This is a genomic window from Nonomuraea sp. NPDC001684 (assembly GCF_053596515.1).
On the sequence record NZ_JBSFGJ010000320.1, the window covers coordinates 1 to 10,852 of the forward strand.

The window sequence follows — 10,852 nt, forward strand, 5'->3', positions numbered from 1 at the left end:
GGTCGTACTTGGCCCAGTAGCGCTTCTGGTTCTGGAACAGGGTGCGGGCCGTGGCGGCGGTCATCGACCAGGGATCGACGGTGTCGGAGTCCTTCTGCACCTGCAGCCCGATGCCGGTGCCGGCGGTCGGCCAGCCGCATTCCGGGCCCACCTCGTTGCTGTCCGGCTGGGCCTTGGGCGGGCTCTGGGTACGCAGCAGGCCGCCGACGTCCTGCGGGGTGAGCAGGGTGCACACGTCCATCGGCACGGTGAACGCGGCCGGCGGCCCGTCGTCGTCGCGCAGCACGACGAAGCCGGTGGCCCCGGCGGCGACCACGAGCACGGCCGCGACCGCGCCCCACAGCAGCAGCGGCCGTCCGCGCCGCCCCACCCGGCGGGGCGCGGTGGCCTGCTCGCCGGCCGCCAGGACCGGCGCCGGGCCGCCCGCGGCCAGCTGCCTGAGCGCGTGCACGACGTTGCGCGGATCGGGACGGGCGTCAGGATGGCGCGCCATCATGGCGGCCAGCAGCGGCCCGAGCGGCCCCGGCGCGACCGGCACCGGCTGCGTCACGGTCGCCCTGACCCGCTCGGCGACCGAGCCCTGGTAGGCGTTCCCGCCGGTCACGGCGGCGAACAGGGTCGCGCCGAGCGACCACAGGTCGCTGGACGGGCCGCCGGGCTCGCCCTCCAGCCGCTCGGGCGCGATGAACCCGGGCGAGCCGATCATGAGCCCCTGCTCGGTGAGCGCGGCCTGCCCCTCCTGCCGGGCGATGCCGAAGTCGGTCAGCACCACCCTGCCGCTGTCGGTCAGGAACACGTTGCCCGGCTTGACGTCGCGGTGCTGCAGCCCCTGGGCGTGGGCGGCCTGCAACGCCTCCAGCACGTCGGCGCCGACGCGGGCGGCGTACTCGGGGGGCATCGGGCCGAACTCGCGCACGGTGTCGGCCAGCGTACGGCCCCGCAGCAGCTCCATGACCAGCCACGGCCGCTCGTGCTCGACGATGACGTCGTGCAGCGCCACGATGCCGGGATGGCGCAGCCGGGCGGTGGCCTGCGCCTCGCGCACGGCCCTGGTGACCGCGTCGGCGCGATCCTTGGACGGCATGCCCTCGGGCAGGGTGAGCTCCTTGACCGCGACCTCGCGGTCGAGCATCTCGTCCTTGGCCAGCCACACCTTCCCCATGCCGCCGGCGCCGAGTGGGCGCAGCAGGGCGTAGCGGCCGGCAAGTCTTCCCGCGGACATAAAGGGAAGGGTAACTAAGGATCAAGAAGGATGGTTATTCGAGCACGTCCCCCCATGCCGCCCCGGGCCCCCTTCCCCGCGCTCCGGCGTGGTCCGGCGGAGTAACTGTCGGTCCCCCTCTCTATGGTCTTGGAACGTGGACGCGGTACAAGGCACCCTCGACGAGCTCGGCACCCCGCTGAGCGACGTCACGTTCGTCGTGTTCGACCTGGAGACCACCGGCGGCTCGCCGGCCGAAGACTCGATCACCGAGATCGGCGCGGTCAAGGTACGGGCGGGTGAGGTGCTGGGCGAGTTCTCCACCCTGGTCGACCCCGGCGGGCCGATCCCGCCGTTCATCTCGGTGCTGACCGGCATCACCGACGCCATGGTGGTGGCCGCCCCGCGCATCGAGGCGGTGCTGCCGAGCTTCCTCGAGTTCATCAAGGGCTCCACGCTGGTGGCCCACAACGCGGGCTTCGACACCCGCTTCGTCAAGGCCGCCTGCGCCGCCCACGGCTATCCCCCGCCCGCCAACCCGGTCGTCGACACCGTCGACCTGGCCCGGCGGGTGCTGACCCGCGACGAGACGCCCAACGCCAAGCTGTCCACGCTCGCCCGCTTCTTCCGCAGCCCCACCGAGCCGTGCCACCGCGCCCTGCAGGACGCCAGGGCCACCGTCGACGTGCTCCACGGGCTGATCGAGCGGGCCGGCTCCTTCCAGGTCCACACGCTGGAGGAGCTGAAGTCGTTCGTCCGCGCCCCCACGCCGGAGCAGCAGCGCAAGCGCCACCTGGCCGAGTCCGTCCCGCACGCCCCGGGCGTCTACTTCTTCGAGGACGACCGCGGCGAGGTGCTCTACATCGGCAAGAGCACCAACCTGCGCAACCGGGTGCGCTCCTACTTCACGGCCGCCGAGACCCGCCCGCGCATCCGCGAGATGATCGGCATCGCCGAGCGCGTGCGCCACGTCGTCTGCGCCACCGGGCTGGAGGCCGAGGTCAGGGAGCTGCGGCTGATCGGCGGCGCCAAGCCGCGCTACAACCGCCGCTCGCGCTTCCCGGAGAAGGTCGTCTGGCTCAAGCTCACCGCCGGCCCCTTCCCCCGCCTGTCGATCGTGCGCGAGCTGAAGGACGACGACGCCACCTACCTCGGCCCGTTCAGCAGCTCCCGCCTGGCCGACGAGGCCCGCATCGCCCTGCACGAGGCCGTCCCGCTGCGCCAGTGCACCCAGCCGATCAGCCTGCGCACCCGCCGGGCGGCCTGCGTCCTGCACGAGATGGGCCGCTGCGGCGCGCCCTGCGCGGGCAAGGAGAGCCCGGAGGAGTACGCCGCGCACGTCGAGAGCGCCCGCCGGGCCATGACCTCCGACGCCTCGCTCGTCTACACCGCCGTCTCGGCCCGCATGGAGCGCCTGTCGGTCGAGCAGCGCTACGAGGAGGCGTCCGTCGACCGCGACCGGCTGGCCGCGTTCGTCCGGGCGGCGGCCCGCATGCAGCGCCTGAGCGCCATCACCCGCATCCCCGAGCTCGTGGCCGCCAGCCCGGCCTTCGACGGCGGCTGGGACATCCACGTCGTCCGCTACGGGCGGCTGGCCGCGGCGGGCGTGATGCCGAAGGGCGCCCACCCCACACCGTTCGTCGCCTCGCTCAAGGCCATGGCCGAGGCCGTCATCCCGGGCCCCGGCCCGGTCCACGCGGCCAGCGCCGAGGAGACCGAGTGCATCCTGCGCTGGCTGGAGTCGCCGGGCGTGCGGCTGGTCGAGGTCGACGGCGTGTGGTCGATGCCCGCCCGGGGCGCCGCCCGCCACAAGGCCCGCATCGACCTGGCCTACCGCGGGCTTGATCAGCGGCGCGACCGAGAGGGACGTCCTTTGCGATGACCGGATACAGTTAATACATGGTCACGGCAATCGTCCACATCAAGGCCGAGGTAGACCGGATCCCGGAGGTCGCCCAGACGATCGCCGAGATCGACGGGGTCAGCGAGGTCTACTCCATCACCGGCGAATGGGATCTGCTCGCCATGGTCAGGGTCGCCCGCTACGAGGAGGTGGCCGAGGTCATCCCCGGGCGGGTCAACAAGGTCGACGGCGTCGAGCACACCGAGACGCACATCGCCTTCCGCACCTACTCCAGGCACGATCTCGACGCCGCCTTCTCGATCGGCTTCCCCGAATCCGACTGACCCGCTCCCCCGCGGTCCCCGCGTAAATCCCCGCATCCGCTTCAGCGTCGGCGCCTGCGCCCGCTTCTGCTTCTGCGTCCGTCTTGGGTGCCCGCCTTGGGCGTCCGTCTTCGGTGTCCGTCTTCTGGGCCCGGCCGTCCTTCGGCCGGGCCCGACGCGTTTCCCGGGCCCGATCGTCCCCGGCCGGTGGGCCGGAACGCGGAAAGGCCCGGACGGGGAAACCCCGGCCGGGCCGATCTCGATCAGGCGAAACCCTAGTGGGTGAGGCTCCGGTCGTCGCCGGAACCGATCGCGGCGTGCTCGCCGTGCTCCCCGTGCTCGCCGTGGTGCCCGTCGTCGAGCGGGATCTTCTCCCCGCCGTACGCCTTGGACATCCGGCCACGGAGCTTGCCGAGCGGGCCGCGCATGCCCTTGGGCGGGATGCCGGAGGCGTCCTCGTCCACGGGCAGGGCCGCCACCGCCTCCTTGCCCCGCATGTGGGCCTCGAGGTCGTCGGACGGCGGCGTGTGCACCTCGATGAACTCACCGTGCGGCAGCCGCTTGATGACACCCGACTCCACACCGTGCCCGATGACCGCGGCATCGCTGCGCTGCAGGCCGAGGCACATGCGGTAGGTGATCAGGTAGGCCAGCGCCGGCCCGACGAAGACCAGCACCCGGCCGATGTACGTCGTCCAGTTGAGGCTGACGTGGAAGTTGGCCGAGATCTCGTCGTTGGCGCCGAGCAGCCACAGCACACCGTAGAACGTCATCGCCGAGATGCCGATCGCGGTGCGGTGGGGGTTGTTGCGCGGACGGTCGGCGACGTGGTGCTCGCGGTTGTCCCCGGTGACCCACCGTTCGATGAACGGGTAGAGCGCGAGACCGGTCATGATGATGCCCATCGGCACCAGCGCCGGGATGATCACGCTCATCGGCAACGTGCCCGCGTGGGCCGTGCCGAACAGGTTCCACTCCCACGGCGGCATGAGCCGCAGCGAGCCTTCGAGGAAGCCCATGTACCAGTCGGGCTGCGAACCGGCGGAGATGTCCGCCGGCGTGTACGGCCCGAACAGCCAGATCGGGTTGATCTGGGCGAACGTCGCCAGCCCCGACACCACGGCGAGCGTGAACAGGAAGTAGGCGCCCGCCTTGGCCATGAAGGCGGGGTAGAACGGCGCGCCCACCACGTTCTTGTTGTTGCGCCCCTTGCCCGGCATCTGCGTGTGCTTCTGCACCCACATGAGCACCATGTGAGCCGAGACCAGCGCCAGCAGGATGCCCGGGATGAGCAGGATGTGCAGTGAGTAGAACCGGGAGATGACGTCCTCGCCCGGATACTCCCCGCCGAACAGGAAGAACGTGATGTACGTGCCCACCAGCGGCAGCGAGATCGCCACACCCTCGGTGATCCGCAGACCGGCGCCGGAGAGCAGGTCGTCGGGGAGGGAGTAGCCGGTCAGGCCCTCGGCCAGCGCCAGGGTCAGCAGCAGCACGCCGATGATCCAGTTGAGCTCGCGCGGCTTGCGGTAGGCGCCGGTGAAGAACACCCGCAGCATGTGCACCGTCATGCCGGCCACGAAGAGCAGGGCCGCCCAGTGGTGCATCTGCCTCATCAGCAGACCACCCCGGACGTCGAAGCTGATCTCCAGCGACGACGCGTAGGCCTCCGACATCATGACGCCCTTGAGCGGCGCGTACGAGCCGTCGTAGGCGATCTCGCCCATGCTCGGCTTGAACCACAGCGTCAGGAACGTACCGGTGAGCAGCAGGATGATGAACGAGTAGAGCGCGATCTCACCCAGCAGGAACGACCAGTGGTCAGGGAAGATCTTGCGCAGGTTGCGCTTGAGGAAGTTCGCCCCGCCCAGACGGTCGTCGAGGAAGGTCGACGGCCCGGCGATGGCCTTCGGTACGGCGTTCAGGTCGCTCATGCCTGGCCTCCCTTCTCCCTGGCCTCGGCCTCGGCGTCGCCGCGCTCCCAGTAGCTGGGACCGACGGGCACGTTGAAGTCACCCTGGGCGATCAGATAGCCCTCGCTGTCGACGGTGATGGGCAGCTGCGGCAGTGGCCGGGCGGCCGGGCCGAAGATGACCTTCGCGCCGTCGGCCGCGTCGAAGGTCGACTGGTGGCACGGGCACAGGATGTGGTGGGTGGTCTGCTCGTAGAGCGCCGCCGGGCAGCCGACGTGCGTGCAGATCTTGGAGTAGGCGACGATGCCGTCGTGCGTCCAGTTCTGCTTGACGCCGCTCTTGAGCTCCTCCGGACGGAACTTGATCAGGATCAGCGTGGCCTTGGCGAGCGCGTTGAGGTCGTGCTCGTAACCCTCGGGCACCACCGACAGGATGCCGCCGGGCGAGTTGAAGTCGGCCGCGCGGATCGGCTGGCCGGTGCCCTCGACGACCAGGCGCAGCGGCTTGCCCTCCTTGGTCTTCTCACCCCAGACGGTGTGGCGCAGCAGCTTGTTGAACTTCGCGCCAGGCATCTTGGAGTTGTCGAGGTCGCGCAGCAGCACCAGCGGCACCAGGCCGAGCGGCGCGGCGGCCAGCAGCAGCGTGCGGCGCATCAGCTTGCGCTTGACGAAGCCGCTCTCGTTGGCGCCCTGCAGGAAGGTCTCGGAGACGACCTCGCGGTCGTCCTCGTCGGAGGCCATCGTGTGGCGCTCCTGGACCAGCGCGTACTTCGGCATGATCTGGCGGACCCAGACCACGATGCCGACCGCGAGGCCGAGGACGGCCAGGGTCAGCGTGCCGCCGAGGGCGAGGTTGGAGACCCCCGTCGCCTCAGGGCTGCCGACCTGGAACACCACGTAGGAGATGAGGAAGGCGATGCCGGCCAGGAAGGTGATCGCGAAGCAGAGCGCCACGATCTTCTCGGCCTTGCCGGCCTTGCTCTCGTCCTGCAGCGTCACGCCCGGGACGTCGCGGTCGGCGACGTCTTCCTTCTCCGCGGCGCCCAGCATCGACGTGCCCGGCGCGGGAGTGCCGATGACGCGCTTGGGCACGCGTTCGTCCGGCTGCTCGATCTCGTGCTCGTTGTCTGTCATGACTTCTGTCGCTTCTTCGCGGTGATCCAGATGGCGGCGAGGGCTAGGGCGGCGATGCCTACCACGAACGCTACGAGACCTTCGGTGACCGGGCCGATGCGCCCGAGGCCGAACCCTCCGGGGTCCTTCTGCTCACGTACCTGGGTGATGTACGCGATCATGCTGCGCTTCTCCTCAGGCGTGATCGTCGAGTCGTTGAAGACCGGCATCGCCTGCGGGCCGGTGACCATCGCCTCGTAGATCTGCGTCGGTGAGGACTCGTTGAGGTTGGGCGCGTACTTGCCCTGCGTCAGGGCACCGCCGGAGCCCGCCCAGTTGTGGCACTGGATGCAGTTGGCCCGGAACAGCTCGCCGCCCTTGCCGGCGTCGCCGAGCTTCGGGTCGACCTGCTCCTTGCCCGGGACCTGCGGGCCGCCGCCGAGCGACTGCACGTAGGCGGCGACCTGACGGGTCGTCTCCTCGGTGACCCAGTGGGCCGGAGGCTTGCGAGGCGCCTGCGGGCCGGGGTTGGCGGCGGGCATGCGGCCGGTGCTCATCTGGAAGTCGACCGCCGCGGCGCCGACGCCGACGAGCGTGGGGGCGGTGTTGGTGCCCTCCGCGTTCATGCCGTGGCAGCTCGAGCAGTGGGCCACGAACAGGCTCTTGCCCTCGGCCACGTCGTCGACCTTGCCTGCCGCCAGCGCCGCGTCGGCAGGCTTGCCCGCCTGGACAAAGGCGGCGTATACCATCCCGACCAGCGCCAACGCCAAAATCAGGACGGCGTATCTCGCGAGGGGATGCCGCCGCCAAGCGGTGATCCTAGTCACAGAGATCCCGTTCCTTAACGAATGATGTAGATGGTCGCGAAAAGACCGATCCAGACGACGTCTACGAAGTGCCAGTAGTAGGACACGACGATCGCGCTGGTGGCCTGCTCATGCGTAAAGCGCTTCGCGGCGTACGTGCGTCCCAGCATGAACAGGAACGCGATCAGGCCACCGGTCACGTGCAGGCCGTGGAAGCCCGTCGTCAGGTAGAACACCGAGGTGTAAGCGTTGGCGGACAGGGTCGCGCCCTCTGACGCCAGCTCGCCGTACTCGTACAGCTGACCGGCGACGAAGATCGCGCCCATCAGGAAGCTGACGATGTACCAGAAGCGGAGCTTGCCGACCTGCCCCTTCTCCGCGGCCCACACGCCCAGCTGGCACGTCACACTCGACAGGACCAGGATGATCGTGTTGACCGTCGCGAACGGGATGTTCAGGTGAGCGCCTTCTGCCTCAACGCCTGCAGGAAGGAAGGCAGGGCCCCACTCGATGCCCTTCCCCTCGCTCACCGACCGGATGGTGAAGTACATCGCGAACAGCGCCGCGAAGAACATGAGCTCAGAGGACAGCCAGACGATCGTCCCGACACTGACCAGGTTCGGCCGTCGGTACGACTGTGCTGTCGTCGTCGAAGTTATTGCGGATGCTGTCGCCACGGGCAGCATTATTGCGGCTCCGGTGTTCGGTCCGGCCAACGACCCCCCGTTAGGAGGAACAAACCGGCCATCAACCTGGGATAATTGGGACAAAACGCCTGTCAGACCCGGTGGCCTGGGATTGCATCCCGGCGCAACGGTACGATCCAGGTGACCATACAGCTTCGACCGATAGTGAGCGCGACAGTGACGTCCTCTGGGAGCACCGACGACACGATGAGGGTCCTCGTCTACAGCGACGACGCGACCACCCGGGCCGAGGTCCGCCAGGCGATCGGCCGGCGGCCGGCGGCCGATCTGCCCCTCGTCGAGATCATCGAGTGCGCCACCGAGCCCAAGGTCCACCAGTGGCTCGGCTCCGGCGAGATCGACGTGGCGGTCCTCGACGGCGAGACCCAGCCCGCCGGCGGCATGGGCGTCTCCCGTCAGGCCAAGGACGAGGTCTACGACTGCCCGCCCGTCTGCCTGATCATCGCCAGGCGCGACGACCGCTGGCTGGCCGAGTGGTCCAAGGCCGACGCCGTCGTCCCGCAGCCCATCGAGCCCATGGTCCTGGCCGACACCGTCGCCGACCTGATGCGCCGCCGTTCCGCCACCCGACTCAACGCGAAGTAGGTGCCCATGGACTCCCGGACGACCTGGCCTGCCCTGTTCTCCGCGCTCCTTTCCGGCGAGCACCTGTCGGCCGACGAGACGGCCTGGGCGATGCGGGAGATCTTCTCGGGCAACGCCACCTCCGCCCAGATCGCGGGCTTCGCGCTGGCCCTGCGGGCCAAGGGCGAGACGGTGGCCGAGGTGGTGGGCCTGGCCAGGACGATGCTGGAGTTCTCCACCCCGCTGACCGTCGAGGGGCCCGTCCTCGACGTCGTCGGCACGGGCGGCGACCGCGCCCACACCGTCAACGTCTCCACCATGGCCGCCATCGTGGCCGCCGCGGCGGGGGCCAGGGTCGTCAAGCACGGCAACCGCTCGGCCTCCTCGCTGTGCGGGGCCGCCGACGTCCTGGAGCACATGGGCATCAGGCTCGACCTGACGCCCGAGCAGACCGCGCGGGTGGCGCGCGAGGCGGGCATCGCCTTCTGCTTCGCGCCCGTCTACCACCCGGCGCTGCGCTTCGCCGGCCCCGCACGCAAGGAGATCGGCGTCCCCACGGTCTTCAACTTCCTGGGCCCGCTGACCAACCCGGCCCGGCCCAGCGCCCAGGCCATCGGCGTCTACGACGCCCGCATGCTGCCCGTCATCGCCGGCGTCTTCGCCGAGCGCGGCGTGTCCGCCCTGGTCTTCCGCGGCGACGACGGGCTCGACGAGCTGACCATCACCGGCACCTCCACGGTGTGGGTGGTCCGCGACGGCACGGCCACCGAGGCCCGGTTCGACCCCGCGATCCTGGGCATCCCCCGGGCCGACGCGGGCGCGCTGCGCGGTGGCGACGTGCAGTTCAACGCCCAGGCCGTGCACGACGTGCTGGGCGGCAAGAAGGGGCCGGTGCGCGACGCGGTCCTGCTCAACACCGCCGCCGCGCTGGTCGCCCACGACGGCGCCGGCGACGACCTCGACACGGCGATGATCAAGGGCTACGAGCGCGCCACGCAGGCGATCGACTCCGGCGCGGCCGCCGACACGCTGCGCCGCTGGATCGAGGTCAGCAGCTCCTACCGCCCGTCGTGACCGTGAGCGCGCCCCTGAGGCGCGCTCACATCCTTCGGCGCTTACGCGTGCCCGGGAGCCCTGGCAGAGCCTCCAGGGCCTGCTCAGGGCCGGGTGGCGGTCAGAAGGTGATGCTCGGGCCGTCCTTGAGCGTGCTCCACTTGAGCCAGTCCTTCCAGTTCTCCTGCCAGTGGCCCCACCCGTTGGTGGGCTCCAGCTTGCGCGGCGAGCCCGTGATGATGATCGGGTCCCCGATCAGGGTGTTCTTGATGAACCAGGCCGCGTTCTCCGGGCTGACGTTCACGCAGCCGTGGCTGACGTTGGAGTTGCCCTGCGAGCCCACCGACCAGGGCGCGCTGTGCACGTACTCGCCGCTGTTGGAGATGCGCACGGTGTTGTAGACGGTGAGCTGGTAGTAGCCCGACTGTCCCGGGCCGATGCCGGGCGAGGTCATGACGGTCACCGGCTCCCGCGACATCGCCAGGTGCACGCCCGAGGTGGTGTAGTACTTCCACTGGCCGCCCTGCCCGGCGCTCATCGGCATGGTGCGGATGCGCTTGCCGTCCCGGCGGACCGTCAGCACGTGCTCGTCGGTGCTGCCGCGGGTGATCTGGGAGCGGCCGATCTTGAAGTCGAGGGTGACGTCGCGCTTGCCGTACAGGCCGGGGCCGCCGCGCACGCCGGCCAGCTTCGCCTCCAGCCGCACCTTCGTGTACGCCGGCCAGTACTCCTCCGGCCGGAAGTCCACATGGCTGTCGTCGAACCAGTGCCAGGCCCCGTCCACCGGCTTGGAGCTGCGGATGGTCAGGTTGCGCTCGACGGCCACCCGGTCGCTCACGGGCTTGTCGAAGGCGATCATGACGGGCATGCCGACGCCGACCGTCAGCCCGGTGTCGTCCTTGTTGGGAGTGATCGTCTGGATGTCGAATGTCTTGTCGCCCTTGACCGTGGTGAACGTGCTGGAGGTCTCGCTCTGCTTGCCCGAGGCGTCCACGCTGACGACGGTGACGGTGTAGCCGGCGCTCGGCCGGGCGGTGGTCGTGCTGCGCCAGCGGGTGCCGTCCCCGCTCAGGACGCCCTTCAGCCGGCCAGCCTTGCCGCCGTCCACCCGGACGCTCTTGATCGTGCCGCCGTGCGCGGACACCACCACGGGCTGGTCGGTGGCCACGTTCACGGCCTTGTCCTGGGGCGTGACGCCCACCGCCGGCTGCCGCGCGACCGCGGTCAGCTCCTTCGTCAAGCGCCGCGCCAACCAGCTCCACCGGCGGCTGCAGGCCGAGTCGGCCGAGAAGGACCCGCTGCAGGCGATGGACTGGGTGGCGCTGTTCGC

General features: G+C 70.1%; 10 protein-coding genes. 4 read left to right on the forward strand and 6 right to left on the reverse strand.

Annotated features, from left to right (window positions below):
* A partial coding sequence (locus tag ACWCSD_RS37440) for a serine/threonine-protein kinase (protein ID WP_449922064.1) occupies window positions 1-1,222 on the reverse strand: 1,222 nt, incomplete at its 3' end.
* 136 nt (window positions 1,223-1,358) lie between these two features.
* On the opposite strand from ACWCSD_RS37440, the gene ACWCSD_RS37445 reads away from it, so the two are divergent.
* Window positions 1,359-3,083: a DEDD exonuclease domain-containing protein gene (locus ACWCSD_RS37445; protein WP_397162238.1), complete on the forward strand. Its 1,725-nt coding sequence runs from the start codon at window positions 1,359-1,361 to the stop codon at window positions 3,081-3,083.
* A 17-nt stretch (window positions 3,084-3,100) separates the two neighbouring features.
* The gene (locus ACWCSD_RS37450) at window positions 3,101-3,388 is read left to right on the forward strand and encodes an Lrp/AsnC family transcriptional regulator (RefSeq protein ID WP_125630767.1); all 288 of its coding nucleotides are present in this window, start codon (window positions 3,101-3,103) and stop codon (window positions 3,386-3,388) included.
* Between the two features lie 254 nt (window positions 3,389-3,642).
* Here the strand turns inward: ACWCSD_RS37450 and qcrB are convergent, their stop codons facing one another.
* Genes qcrB through ctaE form a run of 4 tightly spaced genes read right to left on the reverse strand, consistent with a single transcriptional unit; the run spans window position 3,643 to window position 7,884 of the window.
* On the reverse strand, window positions 3,643-5,301 hold the full coding sequence (gene qcrB / locus ACWCSD_RS37455) for a cytochrome bc1 complex cytochrome b subunit (RefSeq protein WP_387666139.1): 1,659 nt from the start codon (window positions 5,299-5,301) through the stop codon (window positions 3,643-3,645).
* The gene (gene qcrA / locus ACWCSD_RS37460) at window positions 5,298-6,413 is read right to left on the reverse strand and encodes a cytochrome bc1 complex Rieske iron-sulfur subunit (protein ID WP_397162239.1); all 1,116 of its coding nucleotides are present in this window, start codon (window positions 6,411-6,413) and stop codon (window positions 5,298-5,300) included. The genes qcrB and qcrA overlap by 4 nt, the downstream gene beginning before the upstream one ends.
* Entirely contained in the window at window positions 6,410-7,219 is an 810-nt protein-coding gene (gene qcrC, locus ACWCSD_RS37465; RefSeq protein WP_397162240.1) for a cytochrome bc1 complex diheme cytochrome c subunit, read from the reverse strand. The genes qcrA and qcrC overlap by 4 nt, the downstream gene beginning before the upstream one ends.
* 14 nt (window positions 7,220-7,233) lie before the next feature.
* Window positions 7,234-7,884 (reverse strand): aa3-type cytochrome oxidase subunit III, encoded by a 651-nt coding sequence (gene ctaE, locus ACWCSD_RS37470; protein WP_125630774.1) that lies wholly within the window; start codon window positions 7,882-7,884, stop codon window positions 7,234-7,236.
* Window positions 7,885-8,091: 207 nt separating this feature from the next.
* Here ctaE and ACWCSD_RS37475 point away from each other — a divergent pair, with 207 nt between their 5' ends.
* Together ACWCSD_RS37475 and trpD are read left to right on the forward strand one after the other, a co-directional pair.
* Complete coding sequence (locus tag ACWCSD_RS37475; protein WP_352353671.1) at window positions 8,092-8,490, forward strand: hypothetical protein; 399 nt, start codon at window positions 8,092-8,094, stop codon at window positions 8,488-8,490.
* A gap of 6 nt (window positions 8,491-8,496) precedes the next feature.
* Window positions 8,497-9,543 carry an anthranilate phosphoribosyltransferase gene (gene trpD / locus ACWCSD_RS37480; RefSeq protein WP_397162241.1) on the forward strand — a complete coding sequence of 349 codons (1,047 nt, stop codon included), beginning with the start codon at window positions 8,497-8,499 and terminating at the stop codon, window positions 9,541-9,543.
* 100 nt (window positions 9,544-9,643) lie between these two features.
* Here trpD and ACWCSD_RS37485 read toward each other — a convergent pair whose 3' ends face one another.
* Complete coding sequence (locus ACWCSD_RS37485; protein WP_449922069.1) at window positions 9,644-10,696, reverse strand: L,D-transpeptidase; 1,053 nt, start codon at window positions 10,694-10,696, stop codon at window positions 9,644-9,646.
* Between the last annotated feature and the right edge of the window lie 156 nt (window positions 10,697-10,852).

Excerpts from the sequence above, each read along its gene's own strand:
- ACWCSD_RS37450 (WP_125630767.1), top strand. The coding sequence starts at position 3,101 with ATGGTCACGGCAATCGTCCACATCAAGGCCGAGGTAGACCGGATCCCG.
- qcrB (WP_387666139.1), bottom strand. The coding sequence starts at position 5,301 with ATGAGCGACCTGAACGCCGTACCGAAGGCCATCGCCGGGCCGTCGACC.
- qcrA (WP_397162239.1), bottom strand. The coding sequence starts at position 6,413 with ATGACAGACAACGAGCACGAGATCGAGCAGCCGGACGAACGCGTGCCC.
- ACWCSD_RS37475 (WP_352353671.1), top strand. The coding sequence starts at position 8,092 with ATGAGGGTCCTCGTCTACAGCGACGACGCGACCACCCGGGCCGAGGTC.
- trpD (WP_397162241.1), top strand. The coding sequence starts at position 8,497 with ATGGACTCCCGGACGACCTGGCCTGCCCTGTTCTCCGCGCTCCTTTCC.
- ctaE (WP_125630774.1), bottom strand. The coding sequence starts at position 7,884 with ATGCTGCCCGTGGCGACAGCATCCGCAATAACTTCGACGACGACAGCA.